This is a genomic window from Pelagibius sp. Alg239-R121 (assembly GCF_947331435.1).
GTDB lineage: Bacteria > Pseudomonadota > Alphaproteobacteria > Kiloniellales > Kiloniellaceae > Denitrobaculum.
This window is the reverse complement of the sequence record NZ_CAMZOF010000001.1, coordinates 672,321-694,467: the sequence shown is the minus strand read 5'-3', so window position 1 is coordinate 694,467 and position 22,147 is coordinate 672,321. Positions and strand designations below refer to the sequence as shown.

Below are 22,147 nucleotides of genomic sequence, written 5' to 3'. Positions count from 1 at the left end.
GCGAGGTAGCGCCCGGGCACCGACAGGGCTGCACGATTTTGAATAGCAGGCCGTCTTTTTCAAGGAATTGAGCGGACGGCGTTTTCTTTGGGAGTGACTTCCGATCATGACCGTTGCCCTTATCGATTATGGCTCGGGCAATCTCCGTTCAGCGGCAAAGTCGCTGGAGCGCGCGGCTTACGATGCCGGTCTATCGACTCGGGTCATGGTAACGTCCGACCCGCAGGTCGTGCGTCTGGCAGACCGGATCGTTTTGCCGGGTGTCGGTGCCTTTGCCGACTGCCGTCAGGGATTGGGCGCGCTTCCGGGCATGATCGAGACGCTCGAGGAGCGCGTGATCCGTGCTGCCAGGCCTTTTCTGGGCATCTGCGTCGGTATGCAGCTGATGGCGACCGTTGGGCGCGAGCATGAAGATTGTTCCGGGCTCGACTGGATTTCCGGCGAAGTCGTGGCCTTGAAGCCGAATGATCCGTCACTCAAGGTGCCGCATATGGGCTGGAATCAGCTCGAAATTTCAGCTCAAGCTCATCCTGTGCTGGCAGGAATGGGGCAAAATCCCCATGTGTATTTCGTTCACAGCTATCATCTTCTGCCAAGCGAACACGACCGCGTGCTCGCGACTGTAGACTATGGCGGCGCGGTAACAGCCGTTGTTGGTCGCGACAATCTGGTCGGTACCCAGTTTCATCCCGAGAAGAGTCAGACAGCCGGTCTGAAGCTGTTGGAAAACTTTTTGAAATGGACTCCTTGATGTCAATGTCCGGTGCAAATTCCCAGGAGACAAAAAATCGGCCACCAAGTGTTGTGGTCGATCGTCTCGAGGCCTTCGAAGGGCCTGATATGCATGATCTTTGCGATGCAGCCGAAGCCGCAATCCTTGATGGTGGTGGGTTCGGTTGGCTGACGCCCCCACCTCGGCATGTGATGGAGACCTACTGGCGGGGCGTCCTGTTGGTGCCTGAGCGTCAGCTGTTCGTTGCCCGCCTTGACGGGACCATTGCGGGCTCAGCTCAACTTGTCCGCCCACCGCGCAACAATGAGGCGCAGGGTCATGGCGGCCAGTTGACCACCTTTTTCCTGGCTCCCTGGGCACGAGGTCATGGTTTGGCACGCATGATGGTCGAACGGATCGAGGCGGCAGCACGGGAAACCGGACTAAAGACCTTGAACCTGGATGTGCGCGAAACCCAGGAGCGGGCGATACAGATATACGACCAACTCAGTTTCAGTCGCTGGGGCGAGCATCCGCAGTATGCCCGGGTCGATGGAAAATGGATCACTGGCTATTTTTACACCAAAGACCTTGAAAGCACGCGCTAGCCTTCAAAAACCTCAATCCCAGGAATTTCAGCGTTTGGCCAATCCCGACGCCGACCATATGCCGCTGAAACCAGAGAAAGCTCAGAAAGTATGATCGTATTTCCGGCTATCGATCTGAAAGATGGAGCCGCCGTCCGCCTGCGTCAGGGCGAGATGAATTCTGCGACCGTATTTAACGCGGATCCTGCAGACCAGGCCCGTCAGTTTCATGGCGCCGGGTTTGAATGGCTCCATGTTGTCGATCTGAATGGGGCGTTCGAAGGCCATCCGGTTAATCGCGATACGGTGGCAGCCATTGTCGAGGCGGTTGATCTCCGGATTCAGCTTGGCGGCGGCATACGCGACCTGAAAACGATCGAAACCTGGCTTTCCGCCGGAATTACGCGGGTGATTCTGGGGACTGTTGCCGTCAAGGATCCGGATTTGGTCAAGGAAGCCTGCCGGAATTTTCCTGGCCGGGTCGTGGTTGGGATCGACGCCAGGGGTGGTCAGGTCGCTGTAGAGGGCTGGGCCGAGGTCAGCGAAATGCAGGCGACGGACCTTGCCCGCAGCTTCGAGGACGCCGGCGTCGCAGCGATCGTTTATACCGATATCGACCGGGACGGCCTTCTACAGGGCGCAAACGTACCGGCGACGGCGGCTTTGGCGCAGTCAATTTCGATCCCCGTCATCGCTTCGGGCGGGGTTGCGTCGCTCGACGACATTGCAGCCCTGCAGGCGGTGGAAGAGAGCGGAATCGAGGGTGTGATCTGCGGACGCGCGCTCTATGACGGCCGTATCGATCCGGCGGCCGCCCTTGCACTTACCTCTGCTTCTACAAAGGCTTAAGGGACACAGCTATGCTGAAAGCGCGCGTTATTCCCTGCCTGGATGTAAAGGACGGCCGTGTTGTCAAAGGAGTCAACTTCGTAGGACTGCGGGATGCCGGCGATCCGGTCGAACAGGCTCGTGTGTATGACACTGCCGGCGCTGATGAGCTTTGTTTCCTCGATATCACCGCCAGTCACGAAAAACGCGACACGATGTTTGATGTGGTTTCACGCACTGCCGAGGCCTGTTTTATGCCTCTGACCGTGGGTGGCGGCGTGCGCGAAGTCGAGGATATCAGGCGCCTCCTCCTGGCGGGTGCCGATAAGGTCTCCATTAATACGGCTGCCGTCCGCAATCCGGAGTTTGTGAGAGAGGCGGCTGAAAAGTTTGGCGCGCAGTGCATTGTGGTTGCTGTTGATGCCAAACAGGTTTCCGACGATCGATTCGAGATCTTCACCCACGGCGGCCGGGAAGCGACAGGTATCGATGCTGTTGCCTGGTCGCGGCGCATGGCCGATTACGGCGCAGGTGAAATTCTACTGACTTCCATGGATCGGGACGGGACGAAGCAAGGTTATAACCTCGCACTCACAAGGGCCGTCGCGGATGCAGTTCCGGTTCCTGTGATTGCGTCCGGTGGTGTTGGCACGCTCGAACACTTGAGCGCCGGCGTCCGGGAAGGTCATGCGAGCGCGGTTTTGGCGGCGTCAATATTTCACTTTGGGGAATATTCGATCGCTGAGGCCAAAGAACATATGGAAAAAGACGGGATTCCTGTGCGTTTAACAAGCTGAACCCGATTAGATGCTGGAGCCGGGTGTTCCTGATTGAATCGATCTGCGAGGTGAATCGCCGTCTGATCATATGTTGTAGGGGTTGGTTCGTGTTATTCCCTGCATCAGCGAAAGATCAGCGGGTTCTAGCCCTCTCTCAATGGCGAGAGGTCAGTTTTGAAAACGGTTGCAATCCCGCGAAATTGGGTCTAGCTAGCCAAGTTATCCTGGTCTCGGGGGAGCCATTTCAAACAAGTGCCCTGAGCGAGAAGATGAAAGACGGAAGATGGTGGAACTCGAATTGGACGGACGTGTTTTGGATCACCTTTTCGAGGTTATCGAGAGTCGCCGTTCCGACGATCCGGAGACATCGCACACCGCAAAGCTGTTTAATAAGGGCGTGCTGAAGATCGCACAAAAGGTTGGCGAAGAGGCGACGGAGGCGGTGATTGAAGGTGTTGCGGGAAGCCGCGAGCAACTGGCCGATGAATCTGCCGATCTTCTCTATCATCTGTTGGTTCTCTGGGCCGCGCGAGGACTGACACCGAACGACATCTGGCGGCAACTCGAGGGCCGCAAAGGTATTTCAGGCATCGCCGAAAAGGCGTCACGTAGTGTCGCTATTGGTGATGTTGCGGAAGGTTGACGATTGAAGGGTAAGTACTCGAAAAACGTAACAACCTAAATCCTTTAAGCGACAAATTTGCGCACCAGATTTGTGCGAAAGCGCGTCAAGGATGCTGCTGTAACAATTGCAGGAGACCGGCAAAGCGATGGCCTATGACGACGATAACATCTTCGCAAAGATCCTGCGTGGCGAGATCCCATGCGACAGACTGTACGAGGATGATCACGTCCTGGCGTTTCGCGATATTAATCCGCAGACGCCCACTCATGTGCTTGTCATCCCAAAGGGTGCCTACGTCTCTTTCGATGACTTTTCCGAAAGTGCGTCCTCTGAGGAAATCGCCGGATTCGTACGGGCCTCAGGCAAGATCGCCCGTGATCTCGGCCTGGTTGAACCTGGCTATCGGATCCTATCCAATCACGGGGCGGACGCTCATCAGGAGGTTCCCCATTTTCACCTGCATCTCTTTGGCGGCAAAAATCTGGGCCGCATGATCAAACCTCAGGATAAATAGGCCGCGCCAGCGATTTCGCTGTTGGCCTTGCAGACCGTGGCGGACGATGTGTTAGTCTACGAGGACAGGGATGATTTTTTGGGGGAGAGTGGAATGGACAGGCTGCGTGAGATCGCGGAAGAGGCAACCAAGGGCATCGACGAGTTGTTGGTGACGCACCTCACGCCAGAGCAATTTCAAAAGGTCGAAAGAATCGTCGAACAGACGGTGATTAAGGCCCTGCTCGAAGGCCAGCACCGCGCGGTCGATGCGGCCTTGCACGCCCCCGAAGCCGATCAAGACGTCGCACATAAGATTGCGACGGCAATCCGGCAGAAGAACGATGCCCTGATTGCAAATCTCTCAAGTTTGCGGTGATCGTCTGAACCTGCATAGCGCTGCGGACTGCTGCAGGCTGCGAACCACGGTTCAATAAAGGGGTCCGTGTGGAGTTTGATTGTTTTCTCTGACTGTGAGAAGCCATGAATCAACTTCTGGCCAACTCCATGCATGGGCCGTTTACACACTTGTCTGGAGCCTCCAAATTCACGGCTTTTGTCGCATAAATACTGTGCGCTGCAGTAGTAAGTCGTTCCCCCGTGTAGGGTGACATCTGACCACGTTGATTTGCCCCCGATTGAACTGCCGGGAAGATATCGAATCTAACTGTATCAATTGCTTGGGTTGCAAATGACACATGGCTTGGTTGCAGCATCGTGCCTTTTAGCTGGGCAATGAGATCTCTATATTTTGTGCATCGCAACATTTTCGGTTTGCGATGCACAAACTGGAGATTACTGTCATGAAAAGCCTTTTCCAGACCATCCTGAGCAATGTAGACGCCGTTTTGTCGTTCTTCGAGAATGTCGGCGCAGCGACCAGGGTTTCAAACGACATCAAGCGTGGCCGGAATCCACGTGATTTCGACATGCAGGCGCTGGGTATTTCGGACGCTTACCGCTCCTACCGCGCGGTTTGAAACGCGGCCCTTGGCCGAGAGTCTGGATGTTTTCTCGTGTCGGCGAAAGACGTGAAACAGCCTCTCAATCAATTAAATAGAAAGCGTTCCACGCGCTGAATCGTACCCACCAAAGACGACTGCAAGCTAGATTTCTCTGCCGGGTGGAAGGCGACGGTAGGAGAGCGCTTCGGCGACGTGTGGCCGGCGCAGTTCGGCACTGCCATCCAGATCGGCTAAAGTGCGTGCAACCCGCAGAACCCGATGGTAGCCGCGGCCTGTGAGGCGTAAACGCTCCGCTGCCTGCAGCAACAAATTCCGGCTTTCGGCGTCGGGGGCAGCAACTTCCTCCAACAACCTGCCATCCACTTCTGCATTGCTGCGCGGCCGTTTTGCCTCGGGTTGACTGCTGTAGCGTTCCCTTTGAATACGCCGTGCCGCCGTGACCCGCGCGGCCACCGCGGCAGATCCTTCGCTGGGCGGAGGCAGGCTAAGGTCCTGTATTTTTACCGCCGGCACATCAAGGTGAATGTCCATGCGGTCGTAGAGCGGTCCGGAAATCTTGGCCTGATAGTCGACAGCGCAGCGAGGCACCCGGCCGCAAGCAGCCGCAGGATCGCCAAAATAGCCGCAGCGGCAGGGGTTCATGGCCGCAATCAACTGCACGCGAGCGGGATAGGTAACGTGGGCGTTGGCGCGGGCGATGGCAACGCGGCCTGTTTCCAAAGGCTGGCGCAGGGCCTCCAGCGTTGCGCGGCCGAACTCCGGCAGTTCGTCCAGAAACAATACCCCCAGATGGGCCAGCGAAATCTCACCAGGTTTTGCCTTGAGGCCGCCACCAGCCAACGCGGGCAACGAGGCGGAGTGATGTGGATCGCGAAAGGGCCGTTGGCGCAAAAGCCGGCCGCCTTCCAATGTTCCGGCTACGGAATGAATAAGACTGACTTCGAGAGCTTCTGCGGGTTCCAAAGGCGGCAGGATCCCTGGGAGGCGTTGTGCCAGCATGGATTTGCCGGCTCCTGGAGGGCCGACCATCAGCATATTGTGACCGCCAGCGGCGGTAATTTCCAGCGCACGCTTGGCCGTGTCCTGCCCCTTTATGTCCTTCAGATCCAAGCCTTCGTCGTTATCCGTGTTTAGAGCTGGCTCTGGCGGACTCAAGACCTGGCTGCCTTTGAAGTGATTGATCAAGCTCAGCAGGGTAACGGGCGCCAAGATCTCTATTCCGTTCGCCCAGGCTGCCTCGCCGCCCTGTTCTTGAGGACAGATCAATCCTAAATCGCGTTCTGACGCATTCAGCGCGGCCGCCAGCACACCACTGACCGGCATGACGCGTCCGTCCAGGGCAAGTTCTCCAAGCACCGAATAGTCCAAAACTTCGTCAGACGGTAGAATGTTCATGGCGACCAGAAGACCCAACGCAATGGGGAGATCGAAATGGCTGCCTTCCTTGGTCAGGTCGGCGGGCGCCAGATTGACGACGATGCGCTTGGGCGGCAGGGAGAGGCCCAGCGCAGTGAGAGCGGCGCGCACTCTGTCTCTGCTTTCGGCGACGGCCTTATCGGGTAGTCCGACGACAGAGAATGCCGGCAGGCCAGATGCCATCTGCACCTGGACATCGACCTTGACGACTTCGACACCAGCAAAGGCGACGGTATTCACTCTTGCGACCATGGAACGCCGATTCACACGTAAAAGTGGTTCCTCGGGTATCGCAGGACGCCACCGGCTTGTCAAACGCATGAGGAAAGGCGGTGGTCGCTTTCTGAGAGCCGCCTACCCTATTCCGGCGATGCTGCTGTCTCTACTTCGGTCGCAACGCCGATCGATAACCGCGTCTTCCCGTAATGTAGTTGCGATGTCTGTTTAGGATTCACGCGGTTGAATCGCTGACTGTACCAAGCGACCACCCTGCGAATAAGGCGAAAAATACGAGCGACTGAGGCAAGCCTGGATTGCGCCTTTATCCAACACGTGAGATTGCCGAAAACCGTAACACTTGTAAAAAACCGACCAGTCGGTTATGCAACGAATATGAACACTCGGAAGGAAAAAACCCAACAGCGTATTCTCCATGCAGCCGCATCTGCTTTCTGGCTGCAGAGTTACCAGGCGGTCAACGTCAATCAGGTATGCGATCTTGCGAAGGTTAACAAAGCAACTCTTTATCAGCACTTCGGTTCAAAGGAAGCGCTGGCCGTTGCCGCGATCACGCAGCACTTCGAGCGTCAGAAGACGGAAGTTTATGAGGCGGCCTTGTCCGCCGCCCCCAATCCGATCGACCGGCTCAGCGGTATTTATCAGAGGATCTATCAGCAGCACTTGAGCCGCTATGACCAAGGTGAAAGCTGCGCTGGTTGCCCATTTGTCAACATTTCCAGCGAAATGGCGTCGAGCTCGTCTGTCATCCGTGATGCCGTCGACGCCGTCTTCACTCACTTCAGAACCTACTATCGTCTGATTGCGCGTGATGCAAAGGTGATCGGTTACGCCAACCGCGAACTCGACGGCGATGTGGCCGCGCCAGCTTTGGTGACAATCATGAACGGCGCGCTTGTATCGGCCAAAGCCGAGAACCGCCCTGACGCGATTCTCGAAAGTCTCGATACCGCAAAGTTGATCCTCAGGGGTTGATTGACCGGCTTGTACCGGCAATTCCATCGCATTTAAATTAATTTGTCGATTTGTTAAAAACCAACTGGTCGGTTGTTAACAAATACGATCCCAAAAAATTGAAAATAACTTTAGAAAAACAAGTAAAAGGTGTTGCCAGTTTTGAGGGAAAAATACCGACCGACCCAGCGTTCGTTCGATTGCGCGATCCGATGGGCCGATCGGCATTTCCTTACTTTGGTTGTCCGAGCTGCAGAGAGTCGGCGGCTAGATTGCGCTTTTAGTAAACCGCAATCGGGCAAGACCTAACCCAAGAAGACCGATGCCGAGGAGACCGAGAGAGCCGGGCTCTGGAACGGCCGTGCTCGCGACTTCAAAATCATAGGTCTTATCAAAGGTAGTGGCACCGATCGTTTGGAAGGCGAGGCTCACGTTGTCGAAATAGCCATCCTGTCCTTGATTGAAGGACCCTACGCCAACCGACAGAAGGAGCATTTGGGCGTCGAGAAAATCGGGATCGAATTCGGTGAGCCAGTCGCTCAAAGTTAGTAGTTTTGTTTGGTCGAAAGTCTGACCGAAACCACCGGTTTGCCAGAACAGACCTGAGGTCAGGTCGATTTGAACATCGGTCCAGTCGCCTGTCGCCACCGGCGAATTGCCATTGAGATAGGGCTCGTAGACCAGAGTGACGAAGCCGTCGCCGCCATTCTGGGTCGTCAGAGGATTGGAAAAGGTTAGTTTGATGGAAGGCGCAGCAAAGGTGTTCCCGCCGGGCACGTCCACTTTGTAAAATGAGTAACCGAGATTGAAGCTGTTGTTTAGAATATTGCCCGCGGTTCCATAGCTATCAGCAACGCCGACTTCCGCCTTGTGATTATTGTCAAAACCGGTTGTCAGGCGTGCGGCTCCCTGTGGCAGGGGCGCGTTGTTTTCGAGCGTTCCGCCTGTACCGGACACGCTGACGATAGCTGCCGTTCCTCCCGGCCTGACATCGTTTTCATACCATTGGCCCAAGGCGACGAAGTTCGCATCGATGGAATCCTCGACGATAACGGCTGCAGACGACTCCGCCACCGTGAGCAATGACCCGGCAAGCGCGATGGCGATAACAATAGGGTTGATAACCCGCCAGCGAATGCCGGCGAATGAATGAGCACTCTTCATATTGCCTGTCCCCCAAAACACAAAGGCCGGTTTATCCGGCCTTCAGAAACTACGCAGGGCTCGCTTGTCGCCTCCAAAGCGCTGCGCGCCACCCCACGACCGAGCAAGACCCAAGCAAGAATTAAGCCACAGATTGTATGATCGGTATTTCAAGGCCTTACAAAGATTGTGGGTGGAATCTCTCTGAGATTGTAAGAAATGCCGACAGCGGACAGTCACACATTTGTCAGAAAATCAGGTCGCTCCGGAGGAGTACGCGCTTACTTAATAAGCTAAAACAATCAGGTACGATCGAATCTCTGTGTTTTTTATGCTGTAAACTTCATCGACAAACTTCTCCAATTAATCGAAAAATACTGCAGTAGCAATGTCATGACCACAACAAGCTTTCTGCTCGCCGCCGTCCTCACGGCGTCGTAGCATGCAGAAATGTTTTCTACCTTTGTTCGCATCGTATTCTTCATTCCGGGTATTGCGCCGCTACTCCTCATGGCGATGCTCTCAACACCCGGCGGCTTACAAACCATGGCAGCCGAGAACAGCTGGGACGCCGAACTGAAGTTAGGAATTTGGACGCGCGTGCATCGGATGCGGCCCGACGACGCGGTTGTCTTTCCTATACAAAACCATGGTGGCAGTGCTTTCGATACACGTCGCAGCCGCATCCTGCTGTTCGGGAGCGATACTCACGGTGAGGATTGGAGCAACTCTCCTCTTGTTTTCGATCTAGCGACGCTGGCATGGCGGCGCGTCTATCCCGACGATCCGCCGGCCAGCTATGGAGTTGACGCCAGAGGGCTGCCGGTCGCGGGTCCGCAAGGTGATCATCCCTGGGCGATGCACTCCTTTGGGGCAGTTGACTACGATTCAGCACGGGACGCTGTCTTGGTCAGCAGCCATCCCGCGCATATGGAGCCTGGGCGCTTCAGCGACACCTTAAGGGACCTTTGGCCAGGCATCAGCCGGCACCCGAATTGGCTTTTCGATCTTAAACGCGAGCGCTGGTCGCCGTTGCCCAAGGCCAAGAGGTCATTTTTTGCCTATGCAACGACCTATGACAGCGTTCGTGGCGTTATGGTCGGGACTGGGTATGACGGTGTCTTCGAGCTTTCGGAGCCGACAGGCCGATGGGAAAAAAAGGCAGACGGCGAGACAATCGGTTATCACAACAACGCGGTTTATGACCAAAACCAAGAAGCCGTGGTGATATTTGGACGAAACGGTTTAGGCAATGACGTATTGATCTACCGGACCGGCGAGGGAGAAGTCGTGCCGATGCCGACGCCTGGCACGAGGCCACCGAAGGATGAGCATGCACCTATGGCATTTCATCCGAAACTGGCGGAAACCATAGTGTTGGTCGATCGTTTCGCGACCGGAACGTCGCGCCGCAACCTTCTTAAGGGGCGGGCAGAGACCTGGGCGTATGACCTGGGAAATGACCGATGGCGTCGATTCGAGACGGCCACTCTGCCCTTCGCCTTGGGCATGAATTATCACCTTCATTACGATCCGCAGCGCAACGTGCTGTTGCTCGTCACCGCGGCACCGCCTGCGGACATAACAGACGCTAGGAGGTTGCCGGAAGTTTGGGCTCTCAGGCTTTGACCGCAGCCGGTTTTAGCGGAACCTTGGGATTTGGTTCGCCATTTCCAGCAGGTTCGGACTGTTTAGCTGTCTCAACCGCGGCGGCATCGGCCTTGGGAGTGTCTCTGTAGAGCTGGGCGTAATCGACCACGACACCATAGTGCGGATCTTCGATAACATTCACTTCCACGAGGTTTCCGGCCTTTTGCAGCAGATGCGTGCAGTCTCCACTCAGGTGTTTTAAATGCAGCCGCTTACCATGGTTTGTATAGCGTTCTGCCAGGCTGTCGATGGCCTGCAGTCCCGAGTGATCCCAAACCCGCGAACCCTTGAAATCAACCACCACGTCATCGCTGTCGTTCTTTGGATCGAAGAGATCGCGAAAACTGGTGATGGAGCCGAAGAACAGCGGTCCCGAGAGCTCGTAGACCTTGGTGGCGTCGTCGGTCTGGTAGCTGCGCGCGGTGATACGCTTCGCACTTTTCCAGGAAAACACTAGCGCCGAGACGATGACCCCCACCACGACGGCAATCGCCAGGTCGGTGAAGACCGTCACGCCCGAAACCAAGACAAGAACGAAGGCATCGGATCGTGGAATCTTGCCGATAATGCGGAAACTTGACCACTCAAAGGTCCCGATCACCACCATGAACATCACGCCGACCAGGGCGGCCAGCGGGATCATTTCAATCAGGGACGAACCATAGAGGATGAAAAACAGCAGAAACCCGGCGGCGGCGATGCCCGAGAGCCGGCTGCGCCCACCTGATTTGATATTGATCATGCTCTGTCCGATCATCGCACAACCTCCCATACCGCCGAAAACGCCGGTCACCGTGTTGGCAACGCCCTGACCGATGCATTCCTGACTGGCCCGGCCGCGGGTTTCAGTCATCTCGTCGACCAGGGTCAGGGTCAGCAGGGATTCGATCAGACCGATGGCCGCAAGAATCAAGGCATAAGGGAAGATAATCTGCAGGGTTTCGAGGTTCAGCGGCACCATAGGCAGGTGAAAACTGGGCAGGTTGCCGGATATGCTGGTCAGGTCGCCGACCGTACGTGTGTCGAAGCCCAGAAAGAGTGCCATACCTGTCACAGCGAGAATGGCGGCCAGTGGCGCTGGCACGGCCTGGGTGACGCGCGGTAGGAAATGGATGATTGCCATGGCCAGAGCCACGAGGCCGAGCATGACGGTCAGCGCTTCACCCTGCATCCATTCGAGGCTTCCGTCGGCGCCGGTGATCTTGAATTGGGACAGCTGTGCGAGAAAGATCACGATCGCCAGACCATTCACGAAGCCCAGCATGACGGGGTGCGGCACCATGCGGATGAACTTGCCGAGTTTCAGCACGCCTGCCGTGATCTGGAGCAGACCCATCAGCACCACCGTCGCGAAAAGATACTCGACACCGTGATCCGCTACCAGCGAGACCATAACCACGGCAAGTGCACCGGTCGCACCGGAAATCATGCCCGGGCGCCCACCTATTACGGCGGTGATCAAACCCACCAAAAATGCCGCGTAAAGCCCTGAAAGTGGGTGAACGCCCGCCACGAAGGCGAAGGCGACGGCTTCCGGGACCAGCGCAAGGGCGACTGTCAGGCCGGAAAGGACTTCGGTTTTCGGGGAGGCTGGCACGAGTTTTTGGAGGGTAAGAAACAAAGCGGCATCCTGGGATCTAGAGTAGGTTCGTTAGAGCAAGAGCCTGATTCACGCCTCACTAGGAATCACAGTGGGGCGTGAATCAGGCTCTGGACAAAATAATGCGCCGCAACGTCTGTTGCAGCGCACAAACATCATATCAGGCTTTGCAAGGTAAGGGAACTGCTCAATCGATTGTACATTGCATAAGCCCATGCAAAATACGCAGTTCTCTCCTAATGTTGCCGTCTATCCGATGAAGATTTCGTCAATTTAAACCATGCTGCGATGCAAAATTTAAGGAGCGACCGGCTTCTCAGCACGGGGGCCGATACGTCGTAAGGACACGTCGAACTTAATCGCTATGTCACGTGGACTTCACCGTAACGCTCCTCGACGGCGTCCCAGATTTCCGCTTCCAGGCAGACATCGTCGTAGCGATCAATCTCCTGAAGGCCGGTCGGTGACGTCACATTGATCTCGGTCATCACGTCGCCAATGACATCGATCCCTACGAAGATCATTCCCTTTGCCTTCAGCGTGGGGCCGATGGCTTCGCAAATCTCAAGATCCCGTGGCGTCAGTAACGATTTGTCGGGTCGGCCGCCTACATGCATGTTGGAACGGGCCTCGCCCGCTGCCGGAACGCGGTTGAGTGCGCCGGCGGGCCGGCCGTCGATCAGGATGATGCGTTTGTCTCCTTCACGCACTGCAGGCAGATACTGCTGTACGATGATGGGCTCCCGATAAAGCTCGGTGAAGATTTCCAGCAGAGAGTTGAGGTTTTCGTCGTCAGGCTTGATGTGAAAGACGCCGACACCGCCGTTGCCAAACAGCGGTTTGACGATAATGTCCTTGTATTCGTCGCGAAAGGCAGTGATTTCCGCCCGGTCACAGGTGATCAAGGTCGGAGGCATCAGATCCGGAAAGTGGGTGACGAAGAGCTTCTCCGGCGCGTTGCGTACCTCCATCGGGTCGTTCACGACCAGGGTCTTGGGATGGACATGCTCAAGCAAATGGGTTGCGGTGATGTAAGACATATCGAAGGGTGGATCCTGACGCATCAACACGACATCGAGCGTTGTCAGATCGATCAGTTCGGCACCACCGAGTTCAGCGTGCGCCCCTTTTTTCCGAGCAAAACGCAGGGGACGGCAGCGCGCGTAGACCCGGCCATCTCGCAACGACAGGTCCTGCGGTTGGTAATGATAAAGGCTGTGGCCGCGCCGCTGGGCTTCGAGGCCAAGCACAAAGCTGCTGTCACCGTCGATATCGATGGTTTCGACCGGATCCATCTGGATTGCGACCGCAAGGCTCATAATTTCGCTCCGCTCACGCTATTTGTCTGATATTTGGGTGTTCTTGCCCAAAAGATTGTGATTTCCAAGACCTTATCGCTGTTCACTGCAACAACTGATGAGGGTCTTGGTGCCGGCTGCCCAGCGGAATAACCCGATGCCCAGGTCAGCTCAAGTCCTGACTTCCTGTGTGGCACTAATTGAGGTTGCTCTTGAGCTGTTGCAACAGGGCGGCTGCCTCGTGCCGCGCATTTGGTGAAGTGGACAGGGACAGACACTGTTCAAGTGCCAGGATCGCGGCGCGCAGATTTTCCTGATCTGCATGCAGAATACCGGCTTCGCGCCACAGGTTCGCTTCTGCGGGCGCGAACATCAGCATGGTTTCGACCACCTCCAGTGCTTCGCGGATCTGGTGCTGGCGCAGCAGCCGGACCTTGATGTTGTCCTGGAGACGCTTGAGGACCATCCGATTCTCGGCCGGACGGTAGTGCTCAGGCCTCAACTCCGCCTCCGGTCCGCCGATCGCCTTTAACATGGCCCGCAATTCGGCGGTGCTGCGTTCAGCCCCGCCGTGAAAGGGGTCGACAATACTGCGGTCATCGCCGGCGTCCATTCGCAGCAGAAAATGGCCCGGAAAGTTCAAACCTTCGATTTTCCAACCCTGCGCGCGGGCACAGTGGATGTAGAGGATGCCGAGCGCAACGGGCAGGCCTTTCTGACGGTCGATCACACGCATCAGGTTTGCGTTTTGAAGATCGTCGTAGTTCAAGCTGTCGCCCCTGTAGGCGTGCTGATCAAAGATCACCGCTTTTAAGGCTTCCATGCGAGCCGAAAGACTGTCCTCTTGCGTCCGGTTTTCAAAGGCCTGCTTGGTATCACGTGCGAGAACGGTCAAATGGTGCCGGTAGCGGTCAAGCGAAACACGCGGCCGGTCCAGGGCGGCAAGGAACAATGCCGCTTCAGCCAAATCGATTTCATCATCCGCCTGCCCGCCAATGCGGCGGAGGCTGGCCTCGAGATCTTTCCGACCGCTGGCGGGAGACCAGTTCATGGTCTGCTAAGTCCCTTAGTTTCTTTCGCGTGCTCAATTCCCGGGCCAGTAGGGTGCTGTTTGTGGCCCGCCGTTAACTCAAGATCGCCGCGCCGGGTCGTCCTTCAATCGAACATAATTTACCACCCGGCGGACGTATTCGATGTCTTTCGCATGCCCCACCACCCGTGTCAGCTCGGCCTGATTTTGGGCGATACCCATCAGGTAGACCGTATTATTGACGGATTCGACTGAGTAATTGATGGAAGTTACGCCGCTGTCGATGAGGAGTTTACCTTCAAGTTGGGTTTCGATCCAAAGATCGCGCGCCACGTCGCCGACCGATGATTGATCGGTTACCTCGATCTCGTTTATGACTTCCCGGACGCCCTTGCCCTGCCAGGCGAGGCGTACAGCCATCAATTCGGTCTCCGGCTTTTCCACTGCTCCGGTCAGGAGCACACGGCCCTCCTGGACCTGCAGATTGATATCTGTGAAGAGCGTCTCGCTCTCCTGCAGAAACAGGTGATTGATATCCAGCCGCGTTTCAGTGTCCTGCAGCGCGCCCTGAAAGCCGCGCTCCTGTGAGGCCGCGGTGGCCGCTGTCGCACCGACGCCGACCGCGACACCTGCGGGTGTGCACCCGCCAAGAGCCATCAGGCCGAGGCTTGTGGCGCCCAACACAAGGCCAAACGTCTTTGAAGACTTGCGCCGAACGCCGGGCGCCGAGAGCGTGAAACTATCTTTTTTGGAATTCGCCGCTTTGTTCCGGATCGTCTTTTCCATCGCCGAGGTTGATCTCCTACCAATCAAATATAAAGCCAATAACTTAGCCACTGGATTCCCGCCAGGCATCACGAATGTGCCTGGGCCAGTGTTTCGGTGCGATTAATATCGCGTCAAAACGGCAATCGTGTGACGAGAGTTTCCTGTTTCGCTGCAAAAAAACTGCGGCTGCTTGCCGGATCCGCTGTTGCTGCCGATGATTGATGGCCGTTTGGGCAATGTCGAGGCTCGTTCTGGCCTTAACTTCAACAAATACGATTAGTCTGCCCTTTCGGACAATCAGATCGATTTCCCCTGACGCAGTGCGGTAACTCCGCGCAACCAGACGATATCCTTTCAGAACAAGCCAGATTGCTGCAATCAGCTCGGCCCAGCGGCCTCTGCGATAGGCTTTAAGACGGGATTTTTTGCCAGTCACGGCGCCCCTTGGGCCGGTTCCAACCAGCAAGGCAGCCGAAATCTCATTTTGGCGTTGTGGGGTTTGCCGCAAGCTCGAGAGCGCGGCTGTAAACTTTGCGCTTTGGCAGGCCTGTTTCCTGGACGACTGCGGCGACAGCGTCACGAAGGCTTTGAGTTTCCAGTGCTGCTTTCAGGGCATCATCCAGGTCTATTGCCTGTATTTCCGCGTCTGCCGCACCGCCACCGATAACGACAACCGCTTCCCCTTTTGGCGCGCCGTTTTCCTGATAATAGGCGATCAGTTCGCTCAGACTGCCACGCCGAAGCTCTTCGAACTTTTTGGTCAGTTCCCGCGCCACCGCCGCCTGACGATCGCCCAGCTCCACCAGTGCGTCACTCAACATATCGGCCAGTCGCCGTGGCGATTCGTAAAAGATCAGGCTTACGGGAATTTTAGCCAATTTGGTCAGGGCGGTTCGACGGGCAGAGGAACGCGGTGGCAGAAAGCCATGAAACAGAAAGCTGTCACTGGGTAATCCCGACAACACCAGCGCACTGAGTGCCGCAGAGGCACCGGGAAGCGTCGTGACTTCCAGACCCGCCTCGATCACTGCCGTCACCAGCTTGTAGCCTGGGTCGGAAATCAAGGGTGTTCCAGCGTCCGATACCAACGCCACAGCCTCGCCACATTTTAGACGTTCGATGATCTTCGGACGGGCGCGCTCCGCGTTATGCTCGTGATAGCTGATCAGCGGAACGTCGATGCCGTAAGCCTGGGTAAGACGCCGGGTAATCCGCGAATCTTCGCAGGCGATGGCGTCTGACGCCGCAAGTACGTCACGTGCGCGGAAGGTCAGGTCGCCGAGATTGCCGATCGGAGTTGCGACGAGATAGAGGCCCGCTTTGAGTTTTGCTGCGGGATCGCCTTTCGTACCTGGGCGGCGTTGCGATGTATCTGGGACCGCGGCAGAAGCGGCCGGGTGTACCTGTGCCTTTTGCGTGCCATCTGCGGTTGTTTGGGTCTTTTTGGCGGTATTCCGGGGTGTACTTCGTGCGGCAGCGCCGTTAGGCTCGTTTCGCCCCAAGGAAGATGGATTTGAGCGTGAAGTTTTTGACATTCTCACCGCGCTGCTGCGCCAACCTGGGGATCGAGCGCCCGTCGCTCGGCTTGGGTTCGGTATTATTGCTGTCGCTGCTTTTGCTGACGGCCTGTTCAGCGCCCAACGTAGCCAATAGGTCCCAGGATACGCAAGCGGCGCCCGACGGTGCCCCGCCGTCGTCGGCTGAGGGCGGAAATACTGAAAACTGGGCGGAGTCTCTTTCCCAATACGAAAACGGTGTGGTCGAAGGTGAAGCCATCGCCCAAGAAGATGGCTTCGTAAAGGTCGGGATGCTGTTGCCGCTGAGCGGCCAGCACAGGCAGGTGGGACAAGCTCTGCTGAACGCATCTCAGGTCGCGCTGTTTGATCTGGGAGGCGAGAATTTCAAACTGGTTGTGCAGGATACCGCCGGGACCCCCGAAGGCGCCGCGTCGGCTGCCCAGGCCGCAGTGACAGCCGGTGTGGATCTTATCATCGGTCCGCTCTTTTCAACCTCGGTCGAGGCGGTGAAACCCGTTGTGCAGGCGGCTGAGATCAAGGTCTTGGCCTTCTCAAGCAATCGTAATGTCGGTGGTGACGGGGTCTATGTTATGGGGTTGTCGCCTCATCTTCAGGTCGAGCGGATCGTGGCCTATGCGGCGTCACAAGGGCTTCGCCAGTTCGGTGTTCTCGCACCTGAAACCCCCTATGGACAGGCGGTTGCGCAAGCGATGCGAAACGCGGTTGATCGCAACGGCAGCATCCTGAACCGTGTGGTTTTCTATGATCCTGCGTCCCCGGATCTGTCGCCGGAGGTTCGCTCGCTTGCAAATTATGACGGACGACAGTCGTCCTTGAATGCGAGAAAACAGGCATTGGAGGCCGCTGGCGATGCCGCTTCGCGCCGTGCCCTGGCACGCCTGCGTGGCATCGAAACGGTTGGAACACTGGAATTCGACGCAATCCTATTGGCGGGCACCGCCCAGCAGGCGCTTTCGCTGGCGCCTCTGCTGGCCTACTACGATGTTGACCCCAATGTCGTGCGGTTTTTGGGCACGGCCCTGTGGGACGGCACAAACCTGGGCGCCGAACCTTCGCTGAAGGGCAGTTGGTTTGCTGCGCCGGCGCCGGAGTATTGGACGGCCTTCAAAACACGCTATGCGGAAACCTTTGGGTCTTCGCCGCCACGTGTCGCAAGCCTGGCTTACGATGCTACGGCCCTTGCTGCTGTCTTGACGGCGCAGGCGACCGAACGTGGCCTGGATCCGGTTTTCGACGATATTACCTTTACCCAGGCAAGCGGCTTTGCCGGAATTGACGGAATCTTCCGCTTCTACGCGAATGGTGAAAGCGACCGCGGCCTTGCCGTGTTAGCGATTGAACGCGAAGCACCGCAGGTTATTGATCCGGCTCCCGGCAGCTTCGAAAATCTGATTAACTAAATCACGGTAGGTAGCTGCGCACTCAGGCCAGTAGATGCGCCAGGACGGCGTCGAGCCGTGTGCGGCCCTGATGCGTGGCAACCAGCTTTCTGTCGGTCACCTCGATAAAACCGCTCTCGACAAGTGCTTGTAGTCTTTTGGGATCGAACAGTTGCTCGGGTTGACGACCGATCTCACACGAAAAAGCTCCCCGGGAGATACCTTCGCGAAGCCTTAGTCCCATCATCACCAGTTCCTCAAGCCGCTGCGCAGCGTCGATCTCGGTTCCACCACGTGTTGCGTGCCCGTCTATTTCTACGGCGGACAACCAGGCTTCCGGCGCGCGGTGCTGGCGGGTTGCCAGTTTGCGGCTGCTCGATGAATCTCGTCCGTTCAGCGTCAGACGGCCATGGGCGCCCGGTCCGACCCCTATGTAATCTCCGTAACGCCAGTAAGTCAGGTTATGGCGGCTTTCTTGCCCGGGGCGTGCATGATTCGAAACCTCGTAAGCTGGTAAACCCGCCTCCTCCATAACCAGCTGCGTCCGGTCGAATAGCGCGCCTGCCCGCTCGTCTTCCGGAACCTTGAGTTCACCGCGGCGCCAAGCGCCATGAAACACCGTATTTTCCTCGATCGTGAGCTGATAGAGCGACAGATGGTCGGCACCCTCACTCAACGCCTGAGTAAGTTCCGCCTGCCAGGCGTCGAGGCTTTGTTCCGGCCGTGCGTAAATGAGATCGAAGGAGAAGCGCGGAAAGTGTTGGCGCGCCAGGGCAACTGCCTGAAGTGCCTCTGCCGCAGAGTGTTGCCGGCCGAGAAATTTCAGAGCCGCGTCGTCGAGGGATTGGACTCCAAGGGATAGCCGCCCTACGCCTGCCGCGGCAAAGGACGCAAACTTGCCAGCCTCAGCGGAGGTTGGATTTGCTTCCAGCGTCACTTCAGCGTCATTGGCAAGGCGCCAGTTCCGCCCGACCCGTTCGATAACGGCTGCAACCGTCTCCGGTGCCATCAATGACGGCGTGCCCCCGCCGAAGAACACGCTGGTCACTTCTCGGTCCGGAGTCAGTGCCGCGTAATGATCGAGTTCAGCGAGAAGCGCAGACCGCCACCTTGTGTGATCGATGGAGTCCCGGACGTGGCTGTTGAAATCGCAATAGGGGCATTTCGACAGGCAAAAAGGCCAATGTACGTAGACGCCAAAACCTGGATCCGGCCTCGTCACGTCCATTTGTGGCGCGTTTTCAGTCGATACCGCCATGACGGCCTCTTTCTGCCGCATCCTTGATCAGCCTGCTTCGAAAACCTCGGCAACCAGCTTTTGGAAGGCATCCGCGCGGTGGCTGATTGTATGTTTTTTGTCCGGGTTCATCTCGCCGAACGTGATGTCGTAGCCGTCGGGCTCAAACATGGGGTCGTAACCAAAGCCGTGTAATCCCCTTGGCGGCCAGACCATGCGGCCCCGAACCTCACCTTCGAAGACGACCTGGTCACCGTCCGGCCAGGCCAAACAGAGCGCACAGACAAAACGTGCGGACCTGTCGGTTCTGCCCCCTGCAGCCTGTTCGCCCAGTTCTCGTTCCACACGCTCCATGGCGACGCCGAAATTACGCTTACCACCTGCCGCGCCACTGCCGTCGGTTTCCGCCCAACGGGCCGAAAAGATTCCTGGTTGACCATCTAGCGCTGTGACCGCAAGGCCGGAATCGTCAGCCAGGGCCGGCAGGCCGCTTGCGTCCGCGGCTACACGGGCCTTAAGGATTGCATTGCCGCTGAAGCTCGTTTCCGTTTCTTCGGGTTCGGACAGGTTCAATTCCCCTGCCGAGACGACGGTAACGCCGTAAGGCCGCACGAGATCGGCAATTTCGCGCAGCTTACCCGCGTTATGGCTTGCCAGAACCAGCTTTTCTTCTGTGAGGCGGCGTTGCATGGCGCGTGTTGTCTTCTTTCTCAAATTCAATCCAACGCTATTCCACAGCGGCTAGATACCAGTTCGGCTCTATTCCAGGCGGGCTCTATTCAAGGCCTAGCGCTCGCCGCTGTGCTGCGGCTAGGGATTGAACTCCAGCTTCGGCAAGATCAAGCAAGGCATTGAACTGATCTCTGCTGAAGGGTTCGTCTTCGGCGGTACCCTGGACTTCGACAATGCCACCACGTCCGGTGAGAACGAAGTTGGCGTCGGCGTCGGCCGTCGAGTCTTCGTCGTAATCCAGATCGAGAACCGGCGTGCCTTTATAAAGGCCGCAGGAGACTGCAGCGACCTGATCAGTGAAGGGGATGTCGGAGATTGCACCGAGATCTTTCATATGAGCAAAGGCCTGATACAGCGCCACATAGGCGCCGGTGATGGATGCGGTGCGGGTCCCGCCGTCAGCCTGGATGACGTCGCAGTCCACCTTGATCTGCCGTTCGCCAAAGCCCTTGAGATTGATCACGGCACGCAGACTGCGGCCGATCAGGCGCTGGATTTCCTGCGTCCGGCCGGATTGCTTGCCTCTCGCCGCTTCTCGCGCGACCCGAGAGCCCGTGGAGCGGGGCAGCATGCCATATTCGGCGGTAACCCATCCCTTGCCACTGTTCCGCAGCCAAGGCGGTACGGAATCCTCCACCGAGGCAGTGCAAAGTACGTGGGTGTCGCCGAATTTCACGAGGCAGGAGCCCTCGGCATGTTTGTTGACGTCAATTTCAAGCGTGACGTCGCGGAGCTGGTCTGGCGTCCGGCCGGATGGTCTCATGGCTATGTCTCAGTTCTTTCTCGGGGCTTGTGACGGTCCGCATTCCCAGGAAATGCAGATATTTCGGTCGTGTCCGGCACTTCGCAGGATGTCCACGGTGACGTTGCGGCGGGAAGCTAGCCCAAGCATCGGCTCACGTCCACTCTTCAAGCCCAACTCAGATCAAGCTCTCCCCGATCCACCGCAAACGCTGCTTAGGCTGCTTCCATACGTTGCTCAGCACAGCCTGCGTTGACGCTGCTCCGGGCCGTTACTACATTGCAAGTGCGTAAGGCCGGGAAAAGTCGCCGATGCCTCGCGCAGGAATCAAGAGATGAAGCAGCGACCGATTAGCGACAATCCACTGATATCCGACCTCAGCGATCGTTCGCGCGAGGTGTTTCGTCATATTGTCGATGCTTATGTCTCCACGGGGGCACCCATAGGCTCGCGCACCATTTCGCGGGAACTGGGTCTTGACCTGTCTCCGGCGACCATCCGCAACGTGATGGCCGACCTTGAGGATCTGGGGCTGTTGTACGCGCCGCATACTTCGGCAGGGCGCCTGCCGACCGAGATAGGCCTTCGCTTGTTTGTAGATGGCTTACTTGAGCACGGTAACCTGAACGAAGACGAGCGTGGCGCGATCGAGAGCCAGTGTGCGGCCGTGGGCCGATCTGTCCCCGAGCTTTTGGAAGAGGCGACCGGAATGATTTCCGGCTTGTCGCGCTGCGCCGGTCTGGTGGTGGCGCCTAAGGCCTCCGAGGCGCTGAAACATATCGAATTCGTTTCATTGGGACCGGGACGTGCCCTCGTTGTCCTCGTCACGGCTTCAGGTCAGGTGGAAAACCGCGTAATCGATGTTCCGATCGGGTTGCCGCCGGCCTCGCTGGTGGAGGCTACCAATTACCTCTCGGCGCGCCTGGTGGGCCGGACGTTAGGGGAAGCAAGAGCCGAAGTCGTGCAGGAATTGGCGGCACAACGGGCGGTTCTGGACGAGCTGACAGCAGGGGTCGTCGAATCCGGCCTGGCAACCTGGGCCAAGGATGTTGGTGATGGTGCGTTGATTGTCCGTGGACAAGCACAGCTGTTGGAGGATATTACCGCGCTTGAGGATCTTGAGCGTATCCGCAGACTCTTTACGGCGCTGGAAACCAAGGAAGCCTTAGCGCGCCTCCTTGAACTGACCGACAGTGCCGAGGGTGTGCAGATCTTCATTGGCGCCGAGAACGATCTTTTCGGACTGGCCGGTTGTTCGGTGGTGATCGCCCCCTATGGCAACAGCCAGAACAAGATCGTCGGCGCGATTGGTGTGATCGGTCCGACTCGGATCAATTACGCCCGCATTATTCCCATGGTCGACTATACGGCCAAGGTGATCGGACGCTTGGTGGGATAGCTCACTGAGACCGATAGGAGCTTTAGAAAGGAGCGA

23 protein-coding genes are annotated in these 22,147 nt (G+C 57.2%); 12 read left to right on the top strand and 11 right to left on the bottom strand.

Annotated features, from left to right (window positions below; genetic code table 11):
• Positions 1 to 106: 106 nt before the first annotated feature.
• The 8 genes from hisH (at position 107) to QMZ18_RS02945 (ending at position 5,003) form a co-directional block, all read left to right on the top strand.
• The gene (hisH, locus tag QMZ18_RS02980; RefSeq protein WP_282604738.1) at positions 107 to 751 is read left to right on the top strand and encodes an imidazole glycerol phosphate synthase subunit HisH; all 645 of its coding nucleotides are present in this window, start codon (positions 107 to 109) and stop codon (positions 749 to 751) included.
• A complete protein-coding gene (locus QMZ18_RS02975) occupies positions 739 to 1,320 on the top strand; it encodes a GNAT family N-acetyltransferase (RefSeq protein ID WP_282604737.1) in 582 nt (193 codons plus the stop codon). Before hisH ends, QMZ18_RS02975 begins: the two co-directional genes overlap by 13 nt.
• Positions 1,321 to 1,410: 90 nt before the next feature.
• Positions 1,411 to 2,148 (top strand): 1-(5-phosphoribosyl)-5-[(5-phosphoribosylamino)methylideneamino]imidazole-4-carboxamide isomerase, encoded by a 738-nt coding sequence (hisA, locus tag QMZ18_RS02970; RefSeq protein WP_282604736.1) that lies wholly within the window; start codon positions 1,411 to 1,413, stop codon positions 2,146 to 2,148.
• A gap of 11 nt (positions 2,149 to 2,159) precedes the next feature.
• Positions 2,160 to 2,924 (top strand): imidazole glycerol phosphate synthase subunit HisF, encoded by a 765-nt coding sequence (gene hisF, locus QMZ18_RS02965; RefSeq protein WP_282604735.1) that lies wholly within the window; start codon positions 2,160 to 2,162, stop codon positions 2,922 to 2,924.
• Between the two features lie 265 nt (positions 2,925 to 3,189).
• Positions 3,190 to 3,549: a phosphoribosyl-ATP diphosphatase gene (locus QMZ18_RS02960; protein WP_282604734.1), complete on the top strand. Its 360-nt coding sequence runs from the start codon at positions 3,190 to 3,192 to the stop codon at positions 3,547 to 3,549.
• A 127-nt stretch (positions 3,550 to 3,676) separates the two neighbouring features.
• Positions 3,677 to 4,045, top strand: coding sequence for a histidine triad nucleotide-binding protein (locus QMZ18_RS02955; RefSeq protein ID WP_282604733.1), 369 nt, complete (start codon positions 3,677 to 3,679; stop codon positions 4,043 to 4,045).
• 93 nt (positions 4,046 to 4,138) lie between these two features.
• On the top strand, positions 4,139 to 4,402 hold the full coding sequence (locus QMZ18_RS02950) for a hypothetical protein (RefSeq protein WP_282604732.1): 264 nt from the start codon (positions 4,139 to 4,141) through the stop codon (positions 4,400 to 4,402).
• Positions 4,403 to 4,826: 424 nt separating this feature from the next.
• Complete coding sequence (locus QMZ18_RS02945) at positions 4,827 to 5,003, top strand: hypothetical protein (protein ID WP_282604731.1); 177 nt, start codon at positions 4,827 to 4,829, stop codon at positions 5,001 to 5,003.
• Positions 5,004 to 5,129: 126 nt separating this feature from the next.
• On the opposite strand, the gene QMZ18_RS02940 is transcribed toward QMZ18_RS02945, so the two are convergent.
• Positions 5,130 to 6,656: a YifB family Mg chelatase-like AAA ATPase gene (locus QMZ18_RS02940; RefSeq protein WP_282605589.1), complete on the bottom strand. Its 1,527-nt coding sequence runs from the start codon at positions 6,654 to 6,656 to the stop codon at positions 5,130 to 5,132.
• A gap of 360 nt (positions 6,657 to 7,016) precedes the next feature.
• On the opposite strand from QMZ18_RS02940, the gene QMZ18_RS02935 reads away from it, so the two are divergent.
• Positions 7,017 to 7,616, top strand: a complete 600-nt coding sequence (locus tag QMZ18_RS02935; protein WP_282604730.1) for a TetR/AcrR family transcriptional regulator — start codon at positions 7,017 to 7,019, stop codon at positions 7,614 to 7,616.
• A 246-nt stretch (positions 7,617 to 7,862) separates the two neighbouring features.
• On the opposite strand, the gene QMZ18_RS02930 is transcribed toward QMZ18_RS02935, so the two are convergent.
• Complete coding sequence (locus QMZ18_RS02930; protein ID WP_282604729.1) at positions 7,863 to 8,759, bottom strand: PEP-CTERM sorting domain-containing protein; 897 nt, start codon at positions 8,757 to 8,759, stop codon at positions 7,863 to 7,865.
• 429 nt (positions 8,760 to 9,188) lie between these two features.
• Here QMZ18_RS02930 and QMZ18_RS02925 point away from each other — a divergent pair, with 429 nt between their 5' ends.
• Positions 9,189 to 10,367: a hypothetical protein gene (locus QMZ18_RS02925; RefSeq protein ID WP_282604728.1), complete on the top strand. Its 1,179-nt coding sequence runs from the start codon at positions 9,189 to 9,191 to the stop codon at positions 10,365 to 10,367.
• Here the strand turns inward: QMZ18_RS02925 and QMZ18_RS02920 are convergent.
• From QMZ18_RS02920 to rsmI, 6 genes are all read right to left on the bottom strand, one after another.
• Complete coding sequence (locus QMZ18_RS02920; RefSeq protein ID WP_282604727.1) at positions 10,357 to 12,009, bottom strand: SulP family inorganic anion transporter; 1,653 nt, start codon at positions 12,007 to 12,009, stop codon at positions 10,357 to 10,359. The genes QMZ18_RS02925 and QMZ18_RS02920 overlap by 11 nt on opposite strands.
• A 341-nt stretch (positions 12,010 to 12,350) precedes the next feature.
• Positions 12,351 to 13,307: a glutathione synthase gene (gshB, locus tag QMZ18_RS02915; RefSeq protein ID WP_282604726.1), complete on the bottom strand. Its 957-nt coding sequence runs from the start codon at positions 13,305 to 13,307 to the stop codon at positions 12,351 to 12,353.
• Between the two features lie 175 nt (positions 13,308 to 13,482).
• Entirely contained in the window at positions 13,483 to 14,337 is an 855-nt protein-coding gene (locus tag QMZ18_RS02910) for a SirB1 family protein (RefSeq protein ID WP_282604725.1), read from the bottom strand.
• Between the two features lie 78 nt (positions 14,338 to 14,415).
• Complete coding sequence (locus tag QMZ18_RS02905) at positions 14,416 to 15,102, bottom strand: BON domain-containing protein (protein WP_282604724.1); 687 nt, start codon at positions 15,100 to 15,102, stop codon at positions 14,416 to 14,418.
• Between the two features lie 43 nt (positions 15,103 to 15,145).
• Positions 15,146 to 15,520 (bottom strand): YraN family protein, encoded by a 375-nt coding sequence (locus tag QMZ18_RS02900; protein WP_282604723.1) that lies wholly within the window; start codon positions 15,518 to 15,520, stop codon positions 15,146 to 15,148.
• Between the two features lie 43 nt (positions 15,521 to 15,563).
• On the bottom strand, positions 15,564 to 16,619 hold the full coding sequence (gene rsmI, locus QMZ18_RS02895) for a 16S rRNA (cytidine(1402)-2'-O)-methyltransferase (protein WP_282604722.1): 1,056 nt from the start codon (positions 16,617 to 16,619) through the stop codon (positions 15,564 to 15,566).
• On the opposite strand from rsmI, the gene QMZ18_RS02890 reads away from it, so the two are divergent.
• Positions 16,604 to 18,022 (top strand): penicillin-binding protein activator, encoded by a 1,419-nt coding sequence (locus QMZ18_RS02890; RefSeq protein WP_282604721.1) that lies wholly within the window; start codon positions 16,604 to 16,606, stop codon positions 18,020 to 18,022. The two genes, rsmI and QMZ18_RS02890, sit on opposite strands and share 16 nt — an antisense overlap.
• Positions 18,023 to 18,044: 22 nt before the next feature.
• On the opposite strand, the gene hemW is transcribed toward QMZ18_RS02890, so the two are convergent.
• The 3 genes from hemW to rph all read right to left on the bottom strand — a co-directional run bounded on the left by hemW (position 18,045) and on the right by rph (position 20,733).
• Complete coding sequence (gene hemW / locus QMZ18_RS02885; protein WP_282604720.1) at positions 18,045 to 19,259, bottom strand: radical SAM family heme chaperone HemW; 1,215 nt, start codon at positions 19,257 to 19,259, stop codon at positions 18,045 to 18,047.
• A gap of 27 nt (positions 19,260 to 19,286) precedes the next feature.
• Entirely contained in the window at positions 19,287 to 19,928 is a 642-nt protein-coding gene (rdgB, locus tag QMZ18_RS02880) for an RdgB/HAM1 family non-canonical purine NTP pyrophosphatase (RefSeq protein WP_282604719.1), read from the bottom strand.
• Positions 19,929 to 20,013: 85 nt separating this feature from the next.
• Positions 20,014 to 20,733 carry a ribonuclease PH gene (gene rph, locus QMZ18_RS02875; RefSeq protein ID WP_282604718.1) on the bottom strand — a complete coding sequence of 240 codons (720 nt, stop codon included), beginning with the start codon at positions 20,731 to 20,733 and terminating at the stop codon, positions 20,014 to 20,016.
• A gap of 313 nt (positions 20,734 to 21,046) precedes the next feature.
• On the opposite strand from rph, the gene hrcA reads away from it, so the two are divergent.
• The gene (gene hrcA, locus QMZ18_RS02870) at positions 21,047 to 22,111 is read left to right on the top strand and encodes a heat-inducible transcriptional repressor HrcA (protein WP_282604717.1); all 1,065 of its coding nucleotides are present in this window, start codon (positions 21,047 to 21,049) and stop codon (positions 22,109 to 22,111) included.
• Positions 22,112 to 22,147: the final 36 nt, after the last annotated feature.

Bases quoted from the DNA above. Each gene is read 5' to 3' on its own strand.
- QMZ18_RS02960 (WP_282604734.1), top strand. From the start codon at position 3,190: ATGGTGGAACTCGAATTGGACGGACGTGTTTTGGATCACCTTTTCGAG.
- hemW (WP_282604720.1), bottom strand. From the start codon at position 19,259: ATGGCGGTATCGACTGAAAACGCGCCACAAATGGACGTGACGAGGCCG.
- rsmI (WP_282604722.1), bottom strand. From the start codon at position 16,619: ATGTCAAAAACTTCACGCTCAAATCCATCTTCCTTGGGGCGAAACGAG.
- QMZ18_RS02950 (WP_282604732.1), top strand. From the start codon at position 4,139: ATGGACAGGCTGCGTGAGATCGCGGAAGAGGCAACCAAGGGCATCGAC.
- QMZ18_RS02905 (WP_282604724.1), bottom strand. From the start codon at position 15,102: ATGGAAAAGACGATCCGGAACAAAGCGGCGAATTCCAAAAAAGATAGT.
- QMZ18_RS02955 (WP_282604733.1), top strand. From the start codon at position 3,677: ATGGCCTATGACGACGATAACATCTTCGCAAAGATCCTGCGTGGCGAG.
- rdgB (WP_282604719.1), bottom strand. From the start codon at position 19,928: ATGCAACGCCGCCTCACAGAAGAAAAGCTGGTTCTGGCAAGCCATAAC.
- QMZ18_RS02945 (WP_282604731.1), top strand. From the start codon at position 4,827: ATGAAAAGCCTTTTCCAGACCATCCTGAGCAATGTAGACGCCGTTTTG.
- hisH (WP_282604738.1), top strand. From the start codon at position 107: ATGACCGTTGCCCTTATCGATTATGGCTCGGGCAATCTCCGTTCAGCG.
- QMZ18_RS02910 (WP_282604725.1), bottom strand. From the start codon at position 14,337: ATGAACTGGTCTCCCGCCAGCGGTCGGAAAGATCTCGAGGCCAGCCTC.
- hisA (WP_282604736.1), top strand. From the start codon at position 1,411: ATGATCGTATTTCCGGCTATCGATCTGAAAGATGGAGCCGCCGTCCGC.
- gshB (WP_282604726.1), bottom strand. From the start codon at position 13,307: ATGAGCCTTGCGGTCGCAATCCAGATGGATCCGGTCGAAACCATCGAT.
- QMZ18_RS02940 (WP_282605589.1), bottom strand. From the start codon at position 6,656: ATGGTCGCAAGAGTGAATACCGTCGCCTTTGCTGGTGTCGAAGTCGTC.
- hisF (WP_282604735.1), top strand. From the start codon at position 2,160: ATGCTGAAAGCGCGCGTTATTCCCTGCCTGGATGTAAAGGACGGCCGT.
- QMZ18_RS02975 (WP_282604737.1), top strand. From the start codon at position 739: ATGGACTCCTTGATGTCAATGTCCGGTGCAAATTCCCAGGAGACAAAA.
- QMZ18_RS02930 (WP_282604729.1), bottom strand. From the start codon at position 8,759: ATGAAGAGTGCTCATTCATTCGCCGGCATTCGCTGGCGGGTTATCAAC.
- hrcA (WP_282604717.1), top strand. From the start codon at position 21,047: ATGAAGCAGCGACCGATTAGCGACAATCCACTGATATCCGACCTCAGC.
- QMZ18_RS02925 (WP_282604728.1), top strand. From the start codon at position 9,189: ATGTTTTCTACCTTTGTTCGCATCGTATTCTTCATTCCGGGTATTGCG.
- rph (WP_282604718.1), bottom strand. From the start codon at position 20,733: ATGAGACCATCCGGCCGGACGCCAGACCAGCTCCGCGACGTCACGCTT.
- QMZ18_RS02935 (WP_282604730.1), top strand. From the start codon at position 7,017: ATGAACACTCGGAAGGAAAAAACCCAACAGCGTATTCTCCATGCAGCC.